Origin of the sequence: Rhodococcus sp. NPDC057135, from assembly GCF_042670865.1 — a bacterium.
GTDB lineage: Bacteria > Actinomycetota > Actinomycetes > Mycobacteriales > Mycobacteriaceae > Rhodococcus_F.
The window spans coordinates 422504-444847 of record NZ_JBHUUU010000001.1 but is presented as its reverse complement, the minus strand read 5'-3'; the positions used below and the strand labels follow the sequence as shown (position 1 = coordinate 444847).

The 22344-nt window shown below is 60.9% G+C and carries 21 protein-coding genes and 1 pseudogene; 10 read left to right on the top strand and 12 right to left on the bottom strand.

The window, feature by feature from the left end; all coding sequences use genetic code 11:
* The first annotated feature begins 70 nt into the window (after positions 1 to 70).
* Positions 71 to 1129, top strand: a complete 1059-nt coding sequence (locus ACFT1A_RS02065) for a glycosyltransferase (RefSeq protein ID WP_378445630.1) — start codon at positions 71 to 73, stop codon at positions 1127 to 1129.
* On the opposite strand, the gene ACFT1A_RS02060 is transcribed toward ACFT1A_RS02065, so the two are convergent.
* A complete protein-coding gene (locus ACFT1A_RS02060; protein WP_378445629.1) occupies positions 1111 to 2454 on the bottom strand; it encodes a hypothetical protein in 1344 nt (447 codons plus the stop codon). The genes ACFT1A_RS02065 and ACFT1A_RS02060 overlap by 19 nt on opposite strands.
* 126 nt (positions 2455 to 2580) lie before the next feature.
* On the opposite strand from ACFT1A_RS02060, the gene ACFT1A_RS02055 reads away from it, so the two are divergent.
* The 3 genes from ACFT1A_RS02055 (at position 2581) to ACFT1A_RS02045 (ending at position 5940) form a co-directional block, all read left to right on the top strand.
* The gene (locus ACFT1A_RS02055) at positions 2581 to 3780 is read left to right on the top strand and encodes a glycosyltransferase family 4 protein (protein WP_378445628.1); all 1200 of its coding nucleotides are present in this window, start codon (positions 2581 to 2583) and stop codon (positions 3778 to 3780) included.
* Entirely contained in the window at positions 3777 to 4535 is a 759-nt protein-coding gene (locus ACFT1A_RS02050; RefSeq protein WP_378445627.1) for a CDP-alcohol phosphatidyltransferase family protein, read from the top strand. The genes ACFT1A_RS02055 and ACFT1A_RS02050 overlap by 4 nt, the downstream gene beginning before the upstream one ends.
* 232 nt (positions 4536 to 4767) lie before the next feature.
* On the top strand, positions 4768 to 5940 hold the full coding sequence (locus ACFT1A_RS02045; RefSeq protein WP_378445626.1) for a DUF1972 domain-containing protein: 1173 nt from the start codon (positions 4768 to 4770) through the stop codon (positions 5938 to 5940).
* Positions 5941 to 6025: 85 nt separating this feature from the next.
* Here ACFT1A_RS02045 and ACFT1A_RS02040 read toward each other — a convergent pair whose 3' ends face one another.
* The 4 genes from ACFT1A_RS02040 to ACFT1A_RS02025 form a co-directional block, all read right to left on the bottom strand.
* Complete coding sequence (locus ACFT1A_RS02040) at positions 6026 to 7957, bottom strand: ABC transporter ATP-binding protein (RefSeq protein WP_378445625.1); 1932 nt, start codon at positions 7955 to 7957, stop codon at positions 6026 to 6028.
* A complete protein-coding gene (locus ACFT1A_RS02035; protein ID WP_378445624.1) occupies positions 7954 to 9687 on the bottom strand; it encodes an ABC transporter ATP-binding protein in 1734 nt (577 codons plus the stop codon). The genes ACFT1A_RS02040 and ACFT1A_RS02035 overlap by 4 nt, the downstream gene beginning before the upstream one ends.
* A gap of 115 nt (positions 9688 to 9802) precedes the next feature.
* Positions 9803 to 12157, bottom strand: coding sequence for an MMPL family transporter (locus tag ACFT1A_RS02030; protein WP_378445623.1), 2355 nt, complete (start codon positions 12155 to 12157; stop codon positions 9803 to 9805).
* Between the two features lie 55 nt (positions 12158 to 12212).
* Positions 12213 to 12824: a TetR/AcrR family transcriptional regulator gene (locus ACFT1A_RS02025; RefSeq protein ID WP_378445622.1), complete on the bottom strand. Its 612-nt coding sequence runs from the start codon at positions 12822 to 12824 to the stop codon at positions 12213 to 12215.
* A gap of 254 nt (positions 12825 to 13078) precedes the next feature.
* Here ACFT1A_RS02025 and ACFT1A_RS02020 point away from each other — a divergent pair, with 254 nt between their 5' ends.
* Positions 13079 to 14191, top strand: a complete 1113-nt coding sequence (locus ACFT1A_RS02020) for a GGDEF domain-containing protein (protein ID WP_378445621.1) — start codon at positions 13079 to 13081, stop codon at positions 14189 to 14191.
* A gap of 13 nt (positions 14192 to 14204) precedes the next feature.
* On the opposite strand, the gene ACFT1A_RS02015 is transcribed toward ACFT1A_RS02020, so the two are convergent.
* Positions 14205 to 14660: an Rrf2 family transcriptional regulator gene (locus ACFT1A_RS02015; RefSeq protein ID WP_046377779.1), complete on the bottom strand. Its 456-nt coding sequence runs from the start codon at positions 14658 to 14660 to the stop codon at positions 14205 to 14207.
* A 128-nt stretch (positions 14661 to 14788) separates the two neighbouring features.
* Here ACFT1A_RS02015 and ACFT1A_RS02010 point away from each other — a divergent pair, with 128 nt between their 5' ends.
* Positions 14789 to 15730 (top strand): sterol desaturase family protein, encoded by a 942-nt coding sequence (locus ACFT1A_RS02010; protein WP_378445620.1) that lies wholly within the window; start codon positions 14789 to 14791, stop codon positions 15728 to 15730.
* Here the strand turns inward: ACFT1A_RS02010 and ACFT1A_RS02005 are convergent.
* The 3 genes from ACFT1A_RS02005 to ACFT1A_RS01995 form a co-directional block, all read right to left on the bottom strand.
* Positions 15696 to 16034: a DUF202 domain-containing protein gene (locus ACFT1A_RS02005; protein ID WP_378445619.1), complete on the bottom strand. Its 339-nt coding sequence runs from the start codon at positions 16032 to 16034 to the stop codon at positions 15696 to 15698. The two genes, ACFT1A_RS02010 and ACFT1A_RS02005, sit on opposite strands and share 35 nt — an antisense overlap.
* Positions 16035 to 16385 carry a YidH family protein gene (locus ACFT1A_RS02000; protein ID WP_029537421.1) on the bottom strand — a complete coding sequence of 117 codons (351 nt, stop codon included), beginning with the start codon at positions 16383 to 16385 and terminating at the stop codon, positions 16035 to 16037.
* A gap of 123 nt (positions 16386 to 16508) precedes the next feature.
* Complete coding sequence (locus ACFT1A_RS01995) at positions 16509 to 17192, bottom strand: YceI family protein (RefSeq protein WP_378445618.1); 684 nt, start codon at positions 17190 to 17192, stop codon at positions 16509 to 16511.
* Between the two features lie 168 nt (positions 17193 to 17360).
* Here ACFT1A_RS01995 and ACFT1A_RS01990 point away from each other — a divergent pair, with 168 nt between their 5' ends.
* Positions 17361 to 17612: a hypothetical protein gene (locus ACFT1A_RS01990; protein ID WP_378445617.1), complete on the top strand. Its 252-nt coding sequence runs from the start codon at positions 17361 to 17363 to the stop codon at positions 17610 to 17612.
* 91 nt (positions 17613 to 17703) lie between these two features.
* On the opposite strand, the gene ACFT1A_RS01985 is transcribed toward ACFT1A_RS01990, so the two are convergent.
* From ACFT1A_RS01985 to ACFT1A_RS01975, 3 genes are all read right to left on the bottom strand, one after another.
* Positions 17704 to 18411 (bottom strand): TetR family transcriptional regulator, encoded by a 708-nt coding sequence (locus tag ACFT1A_RS01985; protein ID WP_378445616.1) that lies wholly within the window; start codon positions 18409 to 18411, stop codon positions 17704 to 17706.
* A 77-nt stretch (positions 18412 to 18488) separates the two neighbouring features.
* Positions 18489 to 19400 carry an SDR family NAD(P)-dependent oxidoreductase gene (locus ACFT1A_RS01980; protein ID WP_378445615.1) on the bottom strand — a complete coding sequence of 304 codons (912 nt, stop codon included), beginning with the start codon at positions 19398 to 19400 and terminating at the stop codon, positions 18489 to 18491.
* 82 nt (positions 19401 to 19482) lie between these two features.
* Positions 19483 to 20331 carry a MaoC/PaaZ C-terminal domain-containing protein gene (locus tag ACFT1A_RS01975; RefSeq protein ID WP_378445614.1) on the bottom strand — a complete coding sequence of 283 codons (849 nt, stop codon included), beginning with the start codon at positions 20329 to 20331 and terminating at the stop codon, positions 19483 to 19485.
* A 365-nt stretch (positions 20332 to 20696) separates the two neighbouring features.
* Here ACFT1A_RS01975 and ACFT1A_RS01970 point away from each other — a divergent pair.
* The 3 genes and pseudogenes from ACFT1A_RS01970 to ACFT1A_RS01960 all read left to right on the top strand — a co-directional run.
* Positions 20697 to 20888, top strand: a pseudogene (locus ACFT1A_RS01970) (zinc ribbon domain-containing protein); the annotation flags it as partial.
* A 9-nt stretch (positions 20889 to 20897) separates the two neighbouring features.
* A complete protein-coding gene (locus tag ACFT1A_RS01965; RefSeq protein ID WP_378445772.1) occupies positions 20898 to 21161 on the top strand; it encodes a Zn-ribbon domain-containing OB-fold protein in 264 nt (87 codons plus the stop codon).
* A complete protein-coding gene (locus tag ACFT1A_RS01960) occupies positions 21158 to 22315 on the top strand; it encodes a thiolase (RefSeq protein WP_378445613.1) in 1158 nt (385 codons plus the stop codon). Before ACFT1A_RS01965 ends, ACFT1A_RS01960 begins: the two co-directional genes overlap by 4 nt.
* Positions 22316 to 22344 lie beyond the last annotated feature (29 nt).

Genomic DNA, 22344 nt, shown 5'->3' with positions numbered 1-22344 from the left:
GTACTCCCGGATTTGTTCGCAGCGAACCACCAGTGCGCCCAGGGATTGAATACGTTTAGGATACGGTCGCATGACACCTCGAATCGGCAACGGCAGCCAGTCCGGCGAAGACGCGTTGAGAGTCTTGTTGTCCACTCGCGGGCCATCCAAGACGACCAACCCTTACGTCGTACAACTCGCGGACTCGATTCGAACTTGCGGTGCAAGTGTCCGGTACTTCAGTTGGCAAACAGCTCTTTTCGGCCGCTACGACGTCTTGCACATCCATTGGCCCGAGGTAATGATCCGCCGTGACGGTGCCCTCGCGCGGGCAGCCGCCCAAGTCCGATTCATGATGTTGATGCTGCGCCTGCGGTTCACCGGCACACCTATCGTCCGTACGGCACACAATGTTCGAGCACACGAAACCGGTAGCCGCACGGAGGCCGCCCTCTTGCGGTGGTGCGATCGACAGACCCGAACCTGGATCGTGCTCAACGAATTGTCCACTGTACCAATAGGAACCGAACGGGTACTCATTCCTCACGGCGACTACGCCGACTGGTTTGCGGGATACCCGAAATCTGAACCCACGGCCGGCCGGGTCATTTCGTTCGGATTGATCCGACCCTACAAAGGAACCGAGTTGCTGCTCGAGTCCTTCGCGCATGTCACGACTACCGGCGCAAGCCTGCGTATCGTCGGCAAGCCGAGCACCGACGAACTCCGCGCCGTCGTCGAATCTGCGGTGCGCAACAGCAGCCGAATCAGTGCTGTCCTCGATTACGTCGAGGACAGCACCTTGGCGCTGGAAATCACCGCAGCGCAATTGGTTGTCCTCCCGTATCAAAACATGCACAACTCCGGCGCCCTGCTGCTCGCGCTTTCACTCGAACGCCCCGTGCTGGTTCCGGATACCGAAATAACCCGGGCGCTGGCCGACGAGGTCGGGCCCGGCTGGGTCCACCTCTATCAGGGCACACTCACGACGGCGACACTCGATACTGCGCTCGCCGCTCCTTCGCCTGCCAGATCCCCTGACCTGTCGGCCAGGAAATGGCCGCAACTCGGCCGCGCGCATATCCGCGCCTACCGAGACGCCGGCCGAAGAACACCTCCGCCATACGGCGATCAACTTCTACCGTCCTGAATTCGCTTCCTTCTTCGCATCAGAACTCGCGCAAGTCCCGAGCGCCGTTGTACAAGAACGACACCAGCGAGAATCCCTCCCGCCGATGACAGCCGGTCGACAGCCGCAACAAGGTCACGACGCGTGGTCCGCCCACGCCGCGCCACCAAAACCGTGACCTCGGCAGCGGCGGCCAACGTTGCACCGTCCGCTACGGGTATTGCCGCGCCACCAACCGCGAGGAGCATCTTGTAGCGCGTCGACTCGACCTTGAGAAAGGGTTTCAGCCGCGAACTTACCAACAACTCCGGGGCATTTCCCTCAGCTCTGCCTGCGGCGACGAAATCCAGCCCTAACCTCGCCTGGAGTGTCTGCCCGAACTCTGCTGACCCGACCAGGATCTCCGCGAGGCCGGGAGCCGATTCGACGCCGAGCATGCCCGCGACGGAGGCCGATCGTAAATCAGCGTCGACCAACAGAATTCGGTCCCGAGCCCGAGCCATGACCGACGCGAGGTCGACGGCAACCGCCCTCGCGTCGTCGCTCGCAGTCACCGGAACCACGGCAACGGACTTCACACCTCCGCGTTTCCCACATGCCGCTGCGATATTCGTGTGCAGAACCAAGGTCCCGGTAGCACTCTCCGATCCATGAGGGTCGACGGGCGCCACCGCCCGCTTTCCGTCGAATGTGATGGCGGCAAGTACCGGAGTCAACGACGCGTTCTCGACGTCCGAGACCGACCGAACAGGTCTGGTCACCGATTCCCAGATTCCCACAACCGCCACTGCCACAAGCAAACCGCCCAGCGCGCCGAGCAATTCGAATGTCACCCGATTGACAGTCGACTGCTTCTCTGAGACAACCGCGGGAGATACCGACGACATTCTCATTGCGGGATTGTCCTCTTCACCGCGTGGCGAGAGCGTGCGGACCGCTTCGTCGAGACGTCGGACCACCGCATTGGCCGTCATCGCCGCGCGAAGACTGGTCGTGTCGGTGACCGTCACGTTCATCACCGTCGTATTCGACGGCACATCCACCTGTATCCGACCGGCGAGGTTCCGGGGCATTGTCTGGAGGTCAAGTTCTTCGATCACCGGATCGAGAACGACCGGCGACTTCACGATCTGAGCGAACGAAGGCATGACACTCTGCGCGAACGAACTGCCTGCAGTGTAGTCGCTCGCCGTCTTGGCCCGGTCGACAGCAAAATAGACTACCGCCGTCGAGCGGTGCTCAACGGCGATCGTTTCCGCATACACCGCACCACCGATCACCCCGAGCAACACGCCCGCAATCAGCAGAATCCACCTCGCACGAGCGAGATTCCAAATGTTTTCCACTCATTCTTCGCTTTCTTTCGAGTTCCGGAGACCAAGTGGACATTGCCCCCCGCCGAAGACTAGCCTCTCTGCAACTATACGGTTACATCCGATTGCCCCTCGCTTCAGAGCAGACGGCGCTGACGATTGACACCGAGTTGGACATTCCGGGGGGAATACTTGAATTACATCGGGGCGCCTGCCCGCCGCGCGCTAGTAGCTCATCCGGGTGCCGAACTGTACGGCTCGGACCGAATAGTGCTGGAATCGGTATCTGCTCTGACAACTACGGGCTGGGACGTGACCGTGATATTGGGGTCCGAAGGACCGTTGGCGGCCCGCGTGGAGGAATCCGGTGCCGATGCCGTGATCATGCCGATGCCGATTCTGCGCAAATCGAAGATGTCGGCAAGCGGTTTGCTCTCGCTCGCGCTGGAGGCAGCCCGCTCAACGCCGTCCATCGTGCGGGCGCTTCGACGTTTCTCACCTGACGTCGTGTACATCAGCACCGTGACCATCCCCTGGTTGGCCGTGGTCGCGAAGCTCCTCGGCTACCCGGTGATCTTCCATGTGCACGAAGCTGAAGACACTGCATCCAAGCCGATCCGAATAGGGCTGAGTGCCCAACTGTTGTTGTCGCAACGGGTCATCGCGAACAGCAATGCCTGCCGTGAACTGATCCTGCGCGACATCCCGATACTGAGGCGCCGGATCCGTGTGATCTACAACGGTGTCGCCGGTCCGAGTACCGAACCGAAGGCACCCAGACAGAGCCTCACCGGGCCGATTCGCCTCGTGTTGGTCGGGCGCATTGCCCCACGGAAGGGCACAGACGTCGCGGTCGAAGCACTCGCAATCCTCGTCCGACGCGGGGTGGATGTGACACTCGATCTGGTCGGCGGTGTCTTTGCCGGCTACGAATGGTTCGAAGACGATCTCAGGCGTATCGCTGCTGCCTCGGATGTCAGCGACCGCATCCGATACCTCGGCGTAATCGAGCAGGTATGGGGAACACTGGATTCCGCAGATATTGCCCTGGTGCCGTCGAGAGCCGAACCGTTCGGCAATGTTGCGGTCGAAGCCCAACTTTTTGCAAGACCTGTGTTGGCCTCTGCAGTTCAGGGCCTCACCGAAATCATCGAAGACGGCAGAAACGGTCGCCTTGTCGAGCCAGGAGACGCTGTTGCACTGGCGAACGCAATCCAAACGGCGATCGAGAGTTGGGACTCCACGCGTGAGCAGGCAATCGGTGCGCGCACCGAGGCCTTGACCAGATTCTCGCCGGAGCGGTATCACACCGACATCGCCGAGACCTTTACCGCATCAATCGGGAGCATTCGAAAATGACCGTCCACCATAATAGTTCGCTACCGGAAGAGTCGTTTGCCGATACCGTGCGACGATTGGCCGGAGCGCAGAAGCCACCGGCCAAGGGTTCGCCCGCCTATTCCCGGTTCGTCAACAGGAAGATCGGACGCGTCATCGCGGCAGCCGCGTACCAAGTCGGTCTCACACCCAACCAAGTGACGTACATCAGCGCCGGTTTCAGCGCTGCCTCTATCGCGGCTATTGCACTGGCACAGCCACATTGGTGGGTCGGCATCCTCATCGCCATTGGCTTACTTGTCGGGTACGCTTTCGATTCGGCCGACGGCCAACTCGCACGCCTGCGCGGGGGTGGCACGCCTGCCGGCGAGTGGCTCGATCATGTGGTCGACAGCATCAAGACCACTGCACTGCATCTCGCAGTCCTGATCGGCTGGTATCGCCACTCCGACGTCACGGATGTCGGATTATTCTTGCTTCCAATCGGTTTCACGCTGGTGGCATCCGTCTTTTTCTTCGTCCAGATTCTGACCGACCAGTTGCGGCGCGCACACCCGGATCGCGCACCGGCACCGGCAGATTCCAGCGCCAGCGCCACTCTCCGATCAATTCTGGTCATCCCTACCGATTACGGCGTGCTGTGCGGGATCTTCGTTCTCTTCGCCTGGCAGTCGATCTTCGCCGTTGCGTACGCTTTGCTTCTGATCGGCACGGCTCTGTTTCTGTGCGCCGCGCTACCGAAGTGGTACCGGGAGATTCGAAACTTTGGGGACTAAACAGACTATTTGCCGCCAGGTAACCATTTGTCTCAATTAGTATATTTAATACTTTTTAACTGCTGTTATTTATTTGCTGAGCGTTGTCTATTGCTTGGATGCGGGTTCGATTTTTGGTAACCTTTTCCAAATCTCGGAAATATCGGAACGGTCACCGCACGGCCTGACCCATACGCATCGGACGCCGAATCCGACTAATCCCGAGCACAAATCAACAAGGGGGGGTTCGCTCATGCGAATCGCAATGATCGGGACACGGGGAGTGCCCGCACGCTACGGCGGATTCGAAACTGCAGTTGAAGAAATCGGCTCACGACTGGTCGAAGGCGGCCATGAAGTAGTGGTCTATTGCCGCGGCAAAGACAGGTCGCCGAACTACCGCGGCATGGAACGGGTGCCACTACCCGCTTTGAAGCACCCTATCCTGGAGACGTTGAGCCACACCGCATTATCAGTCGGACATCTCCTGCGTCACCGATGCGATGCGGCGATCGTTTTCAACGCTGCCAATGCACCACTGCTGCCCGCAATCCGCGCAGCTCGCATCCCAGTGGCCGTGCACGTCGACGGGTTGGAGTGGAAGCGCGGAAAGTGGGGCCCTGTCGGCCGCCGATACTACCTGGCAAATGAGCGTGTATCCGTCTGGCTTGCAGACGAATTGATCTCCGATGCCGAAGGAATCGCGGACTACTACCGCGAGCGGTACAACACCTCGAGCATGTTCCTGCCATACGGTGCGCCAATCCGCGACACCACAGATTTGAGTCGTCTGACGGAGCTCGATCTGACCGAACACGGCTACCATCTGATCGTTGCCCGCCTCGAGCCCGAGAACCAAGTGGACAAGATCATCGAGGGCTATCTGCAAAGCGACGCACAGCTGCCCTTGATCGTTGTCGGCTCCGTTCCGTACGAAAGCGAACACGAGAAACGAGTCAACGAGCTCGCCGCTTCGGATTCCCGCATCCGCCAACTCGGTGGCGTCTGGGACCAAGACCTCCTCGATACTCTGTACGCGGGAGCGGCAAGTTACCTGCACGGGCACACAGTCGGCGGCACTAATCCGTCGTTACTGCGTGCGATGGGGGCAGGCGCAAATGTCATCGCCTGGGACGTGAACTTCAACCGTGAAGTACTGGGAGACAACGGAACCTTCTTCAACGAAGTGACACAACTCAGCGCAGCACTCGAAGCAACTGAATCCGATCCGATTGCCGCCGCGGGACGTGGTCTCCGGGCACAGTCGCGTGCGGCTGCCACGTACAGGTGGGACGAAGTAACCAAGGGTTACGAACAGCTCTGCGAAGAGATGAGGGCCGGAACCCGCACCCGCAAGCTGCGCAAGCAGGCCCACGGCTCCATCCAGTCCCCTAATTCCGTGGCCCGAGTACCACAAACTCAGTGAGTCTCACTCCGTCTGAAGACGATCGAGGGACCGCCGGCGTATCTGTGACGCCGGCCGTCCCTCGACCTCTGAATTTAACGTGGTACTAGATCTCCGCGCCCACGAATTGGCTGTTGTACAGACGGAAGTACGCGCCGCGGGATTCGAGCAGAGCTTCATGGCTCCCCTGCTCCACGATCCGGCCGTCCTCCATCACCACGATCAGGTTTGCATCACGAATTGTCGAAAGACGGTGTGCGATGACAAAACTGGTGCGGTCGTTGCGCAGGACCGCGGTGGCGCTCTGAACCAGTAGTTCAGTGCGCGTGTCCACCGAACTGGTCGCCTCGTCGAGGATCAGGATGGACGGCTGCGAGATGAAGGCGCGGGCAATGGTGATGAGCTGCTTCTCGCCGGCACTGACGTTGCTGCCTTCCTCGTCGATGACCGTGTCGTAACCCTCGGGCAGGGAGTGCACGAACTTGTCGACGTAGCTCATCTCGGCAGCGCGACGAATTTCCTCGTCGGTGGCACCGGGCTTGCCGTACGCGATGTTCTCGCGGATTGTTCCACCGAACAGCCACGCGTCCTGCAGAACCATTCCGATGCGTGAACGCAGATCGTCTCGCGTCATGTCGGCGATGTCGACGCCGTCCAAGGTGATTCGGCCCGAATTGAGTTCGTAGAACCGCAGGATGAGGTTGACGAGGGTGGTCTTGCCGGCGCCGGTGGGGCCGACGATCGCCACCATCTGACCCGGCTCGGCGGTCAAGGACAAGTCCTCGATCAGCGGCTGTTCCGGCTGGTAACTGAACGTGACGTTATCGAACTTGACGCGACCCTTGTCGACCGTCGGCGACTTCGCGCCCTTCGGGTCCTCCGACTGCTCCTCTTGGTCGAGCAGCGCAAACACACGCTCTGCCGAAGCGACGCCGGACTGCAGCAGATTGGTCATCGACGCGATCTGCGTGAGCGGCTGTGTGAACTGCCGCGAGTACTGGATGAACGCCTGCACGTCGCCGAGCGTCATCGTTCCGGATGCGACGCGCATGCCACCCACGACTGCGATGGCAACGTAGTTGAGGTTGCCGAGGAACATCACGGCCGGCATGACCAGACCGGAGATGAACTGCGCCTTGAAGCTGGACTCGTACAGATCCTCGTTCTGCTTGCGGAAGCGCTCCTCGACCTCCTGCTGGCGGCCGAACACCTTGACCAACTCGTGGCCGCTGAACGCTTCCTCGACCTGTGCGTTGATTCCGCCGGTGCTCTTCCACTGCGCGACGAAGTGCTTCTGCGAACGCTTCGCGATGAACGCCGTGACCATGATCGACAGCGGAACAGTTGCCACCGCGATCAAGGCGAGCAACGGTGAGATCCACAGCATCATCACCAGAATGCCCAGGACGGTCATCACCGACATGACCAACTGGCTGAGCGTCTGCTGCAAGCTCTGCGCGACGTTGTCGATGTCATTGGTCACGCGCGAGAGAACATCGCCGCGGGCATGGGTATCGAAGTACCGCAAGGGAAGTCGGTGAATCTTCTGCTCGACATCCTCACGCAACCGGCGAACGGTCCGCTGGACCACGATGTTGAGCAGATACGCCTGCAGCCAACTGAACAGCGACGCACAGACGAACAGCAGCAGCACGATCATCAAGACCTTGCCGACGGCGTCGAAATCGATTCCGGTTCCGGGCACAACGGCCATGCCGGACACCATGTCCGCGAGCTGACCTTGCCCCGAGGCACGCAACCCCTCGACAGCCTGTTCCTTTGTAGTCCCCGGCTGGAGTTGCTTGCTGACGATGCCGTCGAAGATCAGGTTGGTGGCATTTCCCAGGATCTTCGGAGCGATCGAGGAAAGTACGACGCTTACGGTCACCAGAGCGAAGATCAGGACGACGATCGGCTTGTCCGGGCTCAAGCGTCCGAGGAGACGCTTGAGAGAAGGGCCGAAGTTCATGGCCTTCTTGGTGGGATCGCCGCCACCGGGCGGGCCGATGGGAGGCGAGGAAGTCGGTCGATTGCTCATGATGCGTCCTGTACGGCTAGCTGAGAGGCGACGATTTCGCCGTAAGTGGGACAACTGACCACGAGCTCGTCGTGCGTGCCGATGCCCACGATGGCGCCGTCGTCGAGCACGATGATCTGATCGGCTTCCACGATGGTGGAAATGCGCTGCGCGACAACGACGATGCATGCATCCTGGGTCACCGGCCGAAGCGCCGCACGCAGCCTCGCGTCAGTAGTGAGGTCGAGTGCCGAGAACGAATCGTCGAACAGATAGATCTGCGGCTTACGCACCAACGCTCTGGCGATGGCGAGTCGCTGACGCTGACCGCCCGATACCGTCGTACCGCCTTGCGCCACCGGTGTGTCCAGGCCTTCGGGCATGGCGCGGACGAAGTCGGCAGCTTGGGCGATCTCGAGGCACTCCCACAGCCATTCGTCGGTTGCCTCGGGGTTTCCGTAGCGAAGATTGGTGGCGACGGTGCCCGAGAACAGATACGGCTTCTGCGGGACCAGACCGATCACCGAACAGAGCAACTCCGTGTCGATGTCGCGGACGTCGACGCCACCCACCGATACAGATCCGGAAGTAGAGTCGATCAATCGCGGAATGAGGTTGAGCAGAGTGGTCTTTCCCGATCCCGTACCGCCGATGATCGCTGTCGTCTTACCTGGTTCGGCGCGGAAAGTGATGTCGCGCAATACGGGTTCTTCGGCTCCGGGGAACTGGAACTGGGCGCCACGAAGTTCGACGACGCCCGGGTCCTTCAACTCCAGGACAGGATTCTCGGGCGGGATCACCGACGAATCCGTGTCGAGGACCTCGGAGATACGTTCGGCGCACACCGACGCACGCGGCAGCATCACCGCCATGAAGGTGGCCATCATGACTGCCATCAGGATCTGCATGATGTAGCTGAGCATCGCCGTGAGCGAGCCGATCTGCATCGAGCCCTCGTTGATCTGATGGCCACCGAACCAGATCACCGCGACGCTGGTGACGTTGCTGATCAGCATCACGAGCGGGAACATCAGCGCCATGAGGCGGCCGACGCCGAGTGCAGTCTCCGTCAGCTCGCGGTTGGCGTCCCCGAAACGCTCTACCTCGTACGGTTCCCGTACAAACGCTCGGACGACACGGATGCCCGTGATCTGTTCGCGAAGAACACGGTTGACGGCGTCGAGGCGGCCCTGCATGACCCGGAATCCAGGGACCATACGGGCAATCAGGAAACCCATCGAGACGACCAGGAGCGGGACACTGACGCCGAGGATCCACGACAGGTTCAGGTCCTGACGCAGAGCCATGATGATGCCGCCGACGCACATGATCGGCGCCATGACGAGGATGGTGCAACTCATCACGACCATCATCTGCACTTGCTGGACGTCGTTGGTGTTACGGGTGATCAGCGAAGGCGCACCGAAGTGGCCGACCTCCCTGGCCGAGAACGTCCCGACCTGATGCAGCACTGACGCCCGGAGGTCGCGTCCGACGCCCATGGCGACTCGCGCACCGAAGAAGACGGCGCCCACCGAGCACAAGATCTGCGTCAGCGTGACCATGAGCATCATCCCGCCGGTGGAGAGGATGTAGCCGGTGTCGCCTTTGGTCACGCCGTTGTCGATGATGTCGGCGTTGAGACTCGGAAGGTAAAGGGCCGCCATAGTCGAAATAAACTGCAGGACGACAACGCCCGTGAGTTCACCCCGGTACGGCGTCAGATAAGTGCGCAGCAGCCTGATCAGCATAGTGAGCGAAGGTTACCAATCCTGGCCGACATGTGCCGCTGGATATTTCGATACCCGGAAAACAGCTGTGCGCCTTTATTAACCGCGGGGGGTTAATAAAGGCGCACAGCAGAGACTAAGCGGAAGTGGACTGCAGATCCGCTTCCTTCTCGTCACGGAGGGCCTTGCTGAGCTTCTCGCCCTCGATGTCGACGTTCGGCAGAATCTTGTCCAGCCACTTCGGCAGCCACCACGCCTTGTCGCCGAGCAGTGCCATGACGGACGGGATGATCACCATGCGCACGATGAAGGCGTCGAAGAACACTGCCGCAGCGAGCGCGAATCCGATCGACTTGATGAACGAGTTGGGTTCTGCCATGAAGGCACCGAACACGGAGATCATGATGACGGCGGCCGCACTGACCACCCGGGCACCGTGATTGAAGCCGATGGTCACGGCCTCCTTCGCGGTTGCACCGTGGACGTACTCCTCACGCATACGCGTCACGAGGAACACCTGGTAGTCCATCGCCAGTCCGAAGACCACGCCGATCAGGAAGATCGGCATGAAACTCACGAGCGGTTGCGGGTTCGAGATGATGCCCAACCAACCGTGCTGGAAGATCGCCACCGTCGCACCGAATGTCGCGAGCACACTGAGCAGGAAGCCGAGCGTCGCGGTCAGTGGAACCAAGATCGAACGGAACACCAAGAGCAGCAAGATGAATGCAAGGCCGACGACGACGGCCAGGTAGGGCACCAATGCATCCTTCAGCGTGTCCGAGACGTCGCCTTCGAGTGCGGTCTGACCGGTGATGCCGTAGCTGACGCCGATCGAATCGTTGAGTCCGCCTTCGGCTCCACGAAGGCTGGACACCAGATCCATCGTGGCGGGGTCGGTCGGACCACTCTTCGGAGTGATCAGTACCTGCGCGGTGTCGCCGGCCTCGTTGACCCCGACGACCTGTGCGTTCTGGACGTCATCGAAGCCCGAGATGGTCGAGACGACCTCCGCGAACGCCTCTTCGGCAGAAACACTGGCGTCCTTGGCGTCGACGACGGCGATCAGCGGTCCGTTTCGGCCGTCACCGAAGCCCTCGTCGATGAGGTCGTATGCCTGACGCGCACTGGTCGCCGGGTCACCGGTGGCCTCCGACGGCAATGCCAGACTCAATCCCGTTGCGGGTAGGGCCAATGCGCCCAGTAGGACTACACCACCGATCAGCGGAACGAGCGGGCGACGGACGACGGCGTTGATGAAGCGCAGAGCCAACTTCGGCTTGCCCGAATCCTCGTCTTCGGACTCCTCCGCACGCTTGCTGAGGAAGGGAATCTTGCCGGCAAAAGCCTTGCGCCCGAACATACCCAGGATCGCAGGCAGCAAGGTCAGAGCGATCAGGACCGCGATCAGCACGGTGAAGGCTGCTGCCGCACCCATGTCCGAGAGGAAGGGGATACCGACGACGCGCAATGCAACCAGCGCGATGATCACTGTCAATCCGGCGAATACCACTGCGGAACCGGCAGTTCCGACAGCGCGGCCTGCTGCTTCGGCACGGTTGTCGGTGAGCGTGAGCTCATGCCTGAACCTGGACATGATGAACAGCGAGTAGTCGATCGCCACCGCCAGGCCGATCATGATCGCCAGCGTCGGAGTCATGGAGCTGAGATCCATGAATCCGGTGGCGACAGTGATTCCGAGGCTGCCGATAGCGATACCGATGATCGCGGTGAGCAGCGGAAGTCCTGCGGCTACAAGCGAACCGAAGGTGATGGCCAGAACGACTGCGGCAACGGCGATGCCGATCAGCTCGGTGACGCCACCGGGCATCTCAGCTTCCTGAGCGGCCGAACCACTGACCTGGACGTTGAGTCCCTCAGCTCGCCCGACATCGGCTGCGGAGTTGATCGAATCGCGCAACGCCTGGTCGAGATCGGCGAAGTCACCGGCAAACGGAACCTCGACGTAACCGACTGTGCCGTCGGCACTGAGCGGCGACAACGCACGCGCGTCGTCCACGGCCTGTGCCTCGGAAGTTCCAGCCGCAGCTGCCTTTTCCTTGAACATCGCAACCATGGAGTCGTTGCCGGTAACCGGATTGACCAGTGCCTTCGCGGCCTGTTCCGGAGTGGCAGTTGCCGGGTCTACCTTGGCAGAATCGGCGACCTTGTCGATGCCGCGGATACTCGCGAGCATGGCGTCCATTGCCTTGACGTTCGCCGGATCAGCCAGCGTTGTGCCTGCCGGAGCTTGGACGACGTATCGGGCGCTCAGCGAATCCATCGGATTGGGAGCATCGGGGAATCGCTCAGCCATCAAGTCCTGCGCTTGCTGCGCCGGGGTTCCCGGGATGGAGAACGAATCCTTGGTGGGGCCGGACAGGGTGGCTGCCCCGACGCCCATCAGGACCAGGATTATCAGCCAAACACTGAGGACCGCACCTTTTCGCCGGTAGGCGAACTTGCCGATCCGATAGAGATAGGTGGCCACGACGGGCTCCTTGCTGTTTCGGTGCGTGTACGTGGACAGGTATTACGTGTAGGTCTCAGAGACGCGGTGCCGGTGCCGGCATTCCCGCTCGAATTTGACGAAAAGCGTCATGGACCAGTTCTTCTGGACCGGAAGCCTCCGACTTTCCTCCGGTCCAGATGTCGATCACCGATTTGCAGGCTCCGGCCACAACCCCGAGAAGGAGGGTCGGATACAGGTCCCGTTCGGCGTCCGTGCCGGTGCGTTCGGCCAATGCCCGAGTGACTGCACGGTTTATTCGCTGGTGCATGTCTGCCGCATCCCGATAGAGAGCAGGACTCGAGTCCGACAACATCCAGATGTTTACTTTTTCTTCCACACCCGGGCCGGAATCGCTCACGATTTCGACCACAAGGTTCTCGAGCACGTCGAGAATGGGTTCGTCCGCGGGTCGGGCCGCAAGCGCCTCGATCCACGAGGCGATCGACTCCTCGAAGCTGGCGAGGACTGCCTCCTCCTTGCTGGAGAAGTAATTGTGGAAGGTCCTCGTCGACACTCCCGCCTCGGATGCGATCGCGTCAGCGGTGACGCATTCGATCCCGAGAGCACGAGCCAGTCGTGCCGCCGCGCCACTGAGTGCGTTGCGGGTTGCTGCCTTCTTGCGGTCACGAAGGCTTGGCTCGGTCATCACTCCACCACCGTACCGAACTTGCAGACCTCTGCAAGTTTGCAGAGATCTGCAAACTTGTGCGATCCAACACACAGCCAGGATTCTCGAGGCGTGGCTCACACATGTGCACGCTAAATGCCTGAACAGAGGCAACAGAAGGGGTCGCGAGCATCACCCCCCATTGGCAGCCCCGGCCAAGTTGACGCGTAAATCAACATGGCCTGACATACTTTGCTATTCATTAACCGCAAGTAGTTCGACGAAGGAATTCGATGGACCCGCTCCTGCACACTTGGCCGGTTTCATCCTCGGTCATGCTGTGGGGATCGAAGGCCGGACGAGGTTCGGTCTTGCGCCTCGTGTACCTCACCATCGGATTCTGTTCGCTCAATTTCTCGCTCGTGGCCTACCTGTTTCTATTCAGCACCGAGGGCCCCGACGGCCCATTCGCGCGCGCCTGGGTCATCGGTGTCGCGACGATCAACCTGATCCCGACTTTTCTCTGGTTTGTCGGCCGCATCAGAGGGGCGCGCACGCTCAAGCTCTACGGACTCTGGGCCGATCTCGGAACTGCCTCGATTCTCATCACGTTCACCAACCACAACGCCGCACTGTTCGGCGCGGTCCTTTTCGTCGCCACCGGTGCTTACTTCACGTATTTTCTCGACTACCGCTGGCTGGCCTTCCACCTCGCCTTTGCCACGACATTTGTCATCGCCCTGACCGTGCTCGGCCTGACGAACGGCGACTACTCGGCAACCAGCGTGATTGCGCGCACGGACGTCGTACTGTGCGCCGTGATTTTCATTCCAGCCACGATTCAGTTCACTTGGCGGCAATTACTCGCGCGCGCAACGGGATCCAAAGTGGACGCACTCACCGGTCTCCTGAATCGACGAGGGCTCTGGGACATGTCGGAGCGCATCTGGTCGGTCGCGTCGGCGAATCGTGCCGACATCGCTGTTGTCGTCGTCGACATCGACAAGTTCAAAGCGGTGAACGACACCTACGGCCATGAAGTCGGTGACGCAGTCATCATCCGGACCGGAACGCGCCTGCAGGAGCATGTGAACGGTTTCGGTTACGCCGCCCGCACCGGCGGCGAGGAATTCACCGTCGTAATGATCGGCACCCCGTACGGATTGCGCAAACGAATCGCGACACTGCCCAAAGCAGTGGTGAGCGCCTCCGACAGTCCGCTGTCCACGGTCAGCGTCGGAGCAGCGACGCTACCTTTCATCCCTCACCAGGAGGAGTTCGACTACAACGAGTTCTCCCGAGCGATCGTTGCGGCCGATCATCTGATGTACGACGCAAAATCCGCGGGCGGCAACTCGGCCAACACTGCGCCTCTGACTGTTCCGCGTCCCCGACGGACAGTCTGAAATCGCAGCTGTATCAGCGCCGATTCCACGCTTCGGGATCTGCCGTCAGTTCGTGAACGAACTCGGGCAGTTCACCGCCTGCGACATCGGTGAGCGTGACGTTTTCGAGCACTGCGCGAAGATTGACGCGCACTGCAATCCACACCTCTTTGAGGGGTGTTGCCGGTCCCCCGTAGTCGACGTCTTCCGGTCGCTGTCCCCGAATCGACGCAAGCGGTCCTTCGACGGCGCGGATGACGTCGGCAATCGTGATCTCGTCCGCGGACCGAGCGAGCCAGTACCCGCCGTCCGGACCCCTACGGCTGTTGACGAGGCCGCCGCGCCGCAAGTCAGAGAGCACCGCTTCCAGGAACTTGTGGGGTATGACCTGGGATTTGGCGAGAAACTCGGCCTTGGCCGGGTCCGGACCGACTGCCGCAAGCTCGACCAGAGTCCGCACGGCGTAGTCCACCTTCGCGGTGATATGCACCGGCAATTCCTACCATTGTTCTATGAAAAGTCGCAACAAACCCGCAAGATTCTTGCCCCAAAGGGTTCCGCGACGTTACATATTAATGCATGATGTAACGATTAAAGCGAGAGAATAGGACAAATCGCGTGTGGGATACCCTCCTCCAATCATGGCGGTCACTGCTCGAACCACTCCATGACCCGGTCACTCTCGCAATCCCCGCGTTTGTCATCTTCCTCGGCATCGAGTGGTTCGCCGCCCGTGCGCTCGAAGATCATCCGGACGACGCCGACGGACGCGCACGGCCCGCGCAGGGTGGATACCGCCGCATCGACGCTCGGACCAGCATCCTCCTCGGACTGGTGTCGATCGGCACCAGCACATTCTGGAAAGTGCTGGCGCTGATCGGCTATTCGGCAATCTGGGTGTACCTCGCGCCGTGGCATCTGTCGCCCACAGCCTGGTACACCTGGGTGATCCTGCTGCTCGGAATCGACGTCCTCTACTACGCGTATCACCGCATCGCGCACCGAGTTCGAGTCATCTGGGCTACGCACCAGGCTCACCATTCGAGCGAGTACTTCAATTTCAGCACCGCACTGCGGCAGAAGTGGAACAACAGCGGCGAGATCATCATGTGGCTGCCACTGCCGTTCCTCGGGATTCCGCCGTGGATGGTGTTCGTGGGCTTCTCCGTCAGCCTCGTCTACCAGTTCTTCGTCCACACCGAGCGTGTCGGAAAACTTTGGAGCCCCATCGAATTCATCTTCAATACGCCTTCGCACCATCGCGTCCATCACGGTTCCGACGCCGAGTACCTCGACCGAAACTACGCCGGGATCCTTATCATCTGGGACCGGATATTCGGCACCTTTGCGGCCGAAACCCACAGGCCCACCTACGGACTCACGACACCGGTGGGAACGTACAACATCTGGAAGCTCCAAACGCGCGAATACGCTGCCATCGCTCGCGATTGGAAGGCGTCGACCTCGTGGCGGCAGCGAGCCGGCTACGCGTTCGGCCCGCCGGGCTGGGCGCCGAAAGCTGCAGTCACGTCAACAGAATCCACAGCCCCGTCGCACTGAGCAACAGAAGACTCAGCGCGAGCGCTGCTCCCATACCCAAAGCAGGCGTTGCCTTTTCAGCTGAGAACTGGGCCAACCGTCTGGGCCGCGACCGACGTTCGTGAACCGTGACCGCAACGACAAGCACCGCAGCGAGGGACGGCCCGATCAGTGCCACCGAACCGAACGGCGGCAACCATCTCAGGCAGGCGGCGGACAAGCCGAGGATCGACAGACTCGTCCGCACGAGCGAGAGCGATGTGCGCTCGGACTGCAGGCCCCTGTCTGGCGGCGTGAGTCCTTCCGAAGGTTCCAGCGCGGTCAATCAGTTCACAACCTCGACCACCAGGACAGTCGCGCAGATCACCAGCACGATGCCGACCACCGGCGCCATCAGCGGCACCGGCAACGAGCGCTCGGCACGGAGCGCTCTCTCGGCGCTGATCCAGTGGACAAAAGAAGTGATGGCGATCAGAGCGCCGCCGACGAGCAGCAACGCGGCCAAGCCGGCGCGAACCGTCGGGTTGAGGATGTCGCCGCCGAAGGCCTCGAGTCCGACGCCCGACGCGACAAAGGCCGTCGCTGTGCGGATCCAGGCCAGATATGTCCGCTCGTTGGCGAGAGTGAACCGTGGATCGGGGTCTTCACCCGTTCGGAACGGTCTCCACCGGGGCATCACCTGTTCATTCCGTCCCGGCAGACTTCGCCTGCTGCCTTCGGAACGGACAAGAAGAAAGGAAGGTCATGTCCTTAATCTTCCCTGCCCGCCCCGAAGCAGTGCGAATCGGGTGGACGTAATTCAGTTCGCGGCGAGCGAGACCAGGAAGTCCACCGAGCCGCTGCCGTCAACGGTGACAAAGCCGAGCGACGGGGGTTCGACACCGAAATCGGTCCAGGTGACCGGAATCGAGCCCGAAGCAATCAGCGAATCACCCGAATGCAGCACAGTCATGTCGACCGATACCGGCTTGGACTGACCTTTGAGGGTCAATGTTCCCGAGACCGTGACCGTTGCGGTTGTGCCATCGGTCGGTACAGCCGACAGGTCCACCGGCGAGTCGATCGTGAACGTCGCCGTCGGGTACGTGCTGGTATCCATCACATTGCCGGTGAACTGGCCATCGCGCCGATCCGAGTCGGTCTTGATGCTCGCCACCTGCACGGCAACTTCGCCGGCCGTGAGCTTTTCGCCCTCGACAACCGCGTTTCCGCTCACCTCGCCGGTGGTTCCGACGACGGTCACACTCGATCCGTTGAGAATCTCGTGCACGGTGTATCCGGCTGCCGTCTGGTTGTCTCCCTGCCCGGCAACGACGGTCCACTGTCCGTCGATGGATCCGGACGCCGCCTCTGCGCCCTGAGTGGACACCACGGCCGCCGGTGCATCGTCCTCAGCGATGAACTTCCCGTACGCCCACGGCCCCACGAGCAGGGCGAGTACGACCACAACTACTGCTCCACCGATCCACCAGATCTTTTTCATGGATTCGACGATAGTTGCAGCTTCAACGGTTGTCAGGACTTAACACCTGGGAGAACGCTGTGAAAGCTCTCCATGGCAATTGAAGACGAGGAGGCCGTCCACAACGATTAGTAATCATTTGGTAAAGTAGATTTTGCATTCCGGCCCCCAGCCTGGAGTGCACTGGCCGTGCGCATCGAATCATGCATCGATCCCGATGCGCACGGTCTGCCCAAATACGAATCGCACTGGAAGAGGGGGCTCGCGATGCCGGACCTGAGCCTCCTGAGCGACGACGAGTTGCGTGAGCGTCGAATCGCCCTCAGTCAATCTCTTACGACCGCAGCCGATTTGATCCCTACCCCGTCACCGTCGTTCTTCGAAAAGCTGAAGCAGGACATCGATGCCGCCGCTGCAGAATGGATCGCGCGACACTCCTGAGCGTCGTCAAGCCCGCACGTATTTCAACGGTAAGTCTTGAAAGCTCACTCGCAGAGCCGATTTGGAACTCGCATCACGGCGACTGATAGCGTCAGCTGTCGTCTACCGACTTGCCGTCCAGGACAGCAGGGTCGGAGGCCAGCAAACGCTTCGCAGCCAGCCGGAGACGCCGTTTCACCTCGTCGACCGACATGTCACCATTCAGCCACCCGACCACGCTGGCGACCCACAGGGTCTCCAGCATGGCCAATGTGCGGGACTGCATCAGAGTGCAACGATGGTCCGGGCCCCACGCTTGAGTGGAGGCAATCAAACCAAACGGAGTGGACCAGGCCGCTATCTCGTTGCTTTCATCAGGACGCTCACCGAGATCGGGACTGAACTCACGCAACGTTTTGCGCGCGGACATCGCAGCGTGAGCAAACCCCGGATCTCGAACCATCCCCAGAAATGCCCGGACGAAGACCTCTCCAGCCCGGCCCTCCTCCGTCCGCTGCCGCGGCGGACGGCGGAGTAGGTCGTCAGCCAGGGAATCCAGTTCCGACCAAACAGCTGCTGAGATGAGGTCATCTTTGGATGCGTAGTACTTGTACAGGGTTGACAAGGCAGTTTGGGCAACGCGTGCGACTTCACGCATCTGCACGGCTTCATAGCCTCCTGCGGATGCCAGCTCATGGGTCGCTCTGACGACTCGCTCGACACGGAATGCCTTGGCCTCAGCCGTGCGGCCATTCACCTTCGCTGCGGCCATCCAGCCTTCCCCCATCGTGAACCAAAAAGACACCGTCGCGTCAGCCACCACGATATCGCCCCCATCCCGACACCAGCGCACGCCCTCAGGGCAGCGCCTCCCCTTTCATCCGGCTTTCACCACGGTCAGGACGGAACCTGGGCCATGAAGATGGACGGGTGCAGACCGTCAGCCAATGGACGGAAGTCCTGCTCGACCTTTGCGGCCAGGTCTTCGAGGTTCCACGGCCCGTCCGATGTGACCGTGGAGACGACCTCAGGGCTGTTCCACAGTTTTACCGCATAGCCCGCGGCGCCGATGGTGCGGCCAGACAGCCAATCGGAACTCGTACCGGCAAGGTACGCGACGATGGGCGCGATGTTGTCCGGCGAGACGGAGCCGTCGAGGCCACCTCCCATGCTCTTCTCTTCGGGCACGGTTTGCGTCAGACGCGTGACGGCGCCCGGAGCGATTGCGTTGGCAGTGACGCCGTATCGCCCTAGTGCATTGGCCGTGGACGCAGTCAAACCGACAATGCCCATCTTGGCTGCGGCGTAGTTCGGTTGGCCCGGCGACCCCTGCAACGCGGAATCGGAAGTGAAGTTGATGATGCGGTAGTGACCGTCCGGGTTTCGCTGCGCTCGCCAATAGGCCGCCGCCGGCTTGATCGTGCTGAAGTGGCCACGTAGATGGACTCGAATGACCGCATCCCAGTCTTCTTCCGGGAGGTTGAAGATCATCTTGTCACGCAGAATGCCGGCGACGTTGACGAGAATATCCAGCTTGCCGTAGTGCTCCAGGGCGAGATCGACCAGGCGCTGACCGGTCGCGACATCGGCGATGTCGCCTCCGTCGGCAATGGCTTCACCGCCACCGGCAACGATTTCGGCAGCGATGTCACGCGCCGGTCCTTGGTCCCCGCCCTGACCGTCCGTGGACGAGCCGAGGTCGTTGATGACAAGTTTGGCGCCTTCGGCGGCGAGCAATCTGCTGATCGACGCGCCGATGCCGCGACCGCCGCCGGTCACGATCGCTACGCGACCTTCGAGTGAACCCATGAATCTTTCCTTTGTTCATGTCGCGAAAACTTCGCAACGAGTCTGTAATGGGGTTGGGTGTCAGTGGATTTCGGCGGCACCGTCAGCGGATCGTGGCGGTGCCGCAGTCGATGACCACGTCACCGACATCATCGACCGTCTGGAACCGAGCACCCGTGCCGTCAACCCAGATCGAGGTAGTGATGGCCTGTCCGGGCAACAGGGGCTTTGTGAACCGCCCCGACATACCGGTGAAACGTGTCGGATCCGAATCGGCGAGAGCATGCAGGAGCGCCCGGCCGACGTAGCCGTAGGTGCACATGCCGTGCAGAATTGGAGTGGAAAACCCGCCGCGGGCGCTGAATACGGGGTCCGAATGCAGTGGATTCCGATCACCAGTGAGTCGGTAGAGAAGCGCTTGATCCGGTCGAGTTGTGTACGTGACCACGTAATCCGGCTTGTGAGTCGGCTTTTCCCATGAGGTTGCCGGCCCGCGCTCGCCGCCGAACCCTCCGTAGCCACGGAAGAACGCCCCGGACTCGATGGTTCCCACGACCTGACCGACAGAGTCGCGGGCGACGATTTCCGTCGTGACCAAGGCGCCGGATCCCTTGTCGTACACGCCGGTGATCGTGCGGGTAGTTTCCACGCGACCGGCGGTCGGGAGAGGGCCCGTCAGGCTGAACGCTTGCGACGCATGCAAGAGCTTGCTGTAGTCGATGTCGTCGGGTAGCGAGGGTCCGTCTCCGCCGCCGGAGAATGCGACATTGGCGAACGTCGGGAGAACCTTCTGCGCGATGCCGTCACTGTTTTCCGTCGTGAACTCCAACTCGTCGAGCGGGTCAGCCTGACCAGCCCCGACGCCCAGGGCGTACAGCAGTGCATCTGTCGACGTCCACGTCTTCCAGACAGGCTTGCCGGTAAGTCCGACGAGTGAGCTATCGATAGGCATGAAGGACCTCAATTTCATCCAAGTAGATATTTGCGGGAGTGAAGCGGGGTTACCGGACGGTATATGTGACACCAATCAGCCTGTGCACCGAAAGTGTTGTCCGACAACTCACTCCCCTTAAAGAGAACACGTTACGTATGTTCTTGGCAAGTCCCATTCGCGCGCTTGCAACCTGATTTTTCGGACTTCACACCCAAGTCTTGACATCCGACATGAACTGGATCAATCTGATCGTGACAGAACGCGTTCCGTTTAGGAGAGCGACACATACTTCGCCCCGCTGAAAGAAATGTAACGGAAGGTGTTCCGACCAACGAGCACAGCGGAACGCGTTCTACTTAGAGGACTTCGCGGAACGTAATCCGTTGAATGTCTTGATAACCCATCGTAGAAACACGCGACGAAAGGACTGTCCCTTGACAGGGCCTGTACCGGTTCCGACGCCAGCGACCGCTCCCTATTGGGAAGGTGCACAGCGGGAGGAACTGACCATTCAACAATGCAAGTCGTGCACACAGCACTACTTTTACCCTCGCCCTTTCTGCCCCAATTGCAACTCCGACGACGTGGTGTGGACCCCTGTCAGCGGCCGAGGCCGACTGGTGTCCTACGTGATCAACTACCGACCGACTCCACCATTCGACCCCACGACTCCCATCGTCGTCGCCCTGGTCGAACTCGAAGAGGGACCCCGTCTGATGAGCAACGTGATCGGGGTGGATCCAGAACCCGAGCACCTGCCACTCGACCTAGAGCTCGAAGTCACGTTCATCGAGCGTGGCGAAATGAAGCTCCCGATGTTCACGCCATTGCAGGAGTCGGCCCGATGACATCAATACACAACGGAAACATCGCGATCATCGGTGCTTCGGAGACAACGGAAATCGGCGTATTGCCGGACACGTCGGTCCTCGATCTACATGCCAATGCCGCCCGCAACGCGATGGCCGACGCCGGTCTCACACCGGCGGACATCGACGGCGTCGCTACCACCGGACCGCTTTCCCTCGAGGTCTCTCACCACCTGGGAATAACACCTCGCTGGCTGGACGGGACAGGCGTCGGCGGATGCAGTTTCATGCTGCATGTGCGCCATGCGGCAGCCGCCATTGCTTCTGGTGCCGCTGACGTTGTCCTCGTGACCCACGGAGAGTCGGGTAGGTCCCGCGTCGGCGCCCCACCGTATCCGCGGAGTTTGGACTCCATGACGGGTCAGTTCGAGACTGTGTACGGCGCAACCATGCCGTATTCGACCTTCACACTTCCCGCCTTGCGCTTTTTGCACGAGCGCGGAATGACCGTCGAACACATGGCCGAGCTCGTTGTCTCGCAGCGTAACTGGGCACTCGACAATCCTCGCGCTTTCCGCCGCAAGCCGACCACGGTAGACGAAGTGCTGGCTGGACCACGCGTGGCTTACCCGTTTACCCGCGACATGTGTTGTGTGCTCACCGACGGCGGCGGCGCCGTGATCCTGACCAGCGCAGAACGAGCAGCAGATATGCCGGGGTCCGATCGACATCTCTACCTTCTCGGATCCGGTGAATCTGCCGAAGCTCCATTGGTTTCCCAGATGCAGGACCCCGGATCGTTCGGTGCCTTCCGTCGCGCCGGCGCCGAGGCCTTCGCCACCGCGGGAATCACTCATGCCGACGTCGACCATCTGATGGCATACGACGCCTTCGCCCACGTCCCGCTCTACATGCTCGAGGACCTCGGGTTTGTCGGCTTCGGCGAATCGGGAGACTTTGTCGCCGAGGGACATACGTCCAAGGGTGGTCGACTTCCGATGAACACTAACGGCGGTGGAATGTCGTACACACACAGCGGAATGTACGGGATGTTCGCCATTCAAGAGGCTGTGCGCCAACTACGTGGGGAAGCGTGCGAGCAGGTTCCCGGAGTCGAGATCAGCTTCGTCCAAGGAGTCGGGTTCTTCTTCGGTGCCGCCGGCAGTTTGGTCCTGTCGAACCGGCGCCCGTAAAGCCTGGGAACTTCGTCGACCGAACAACC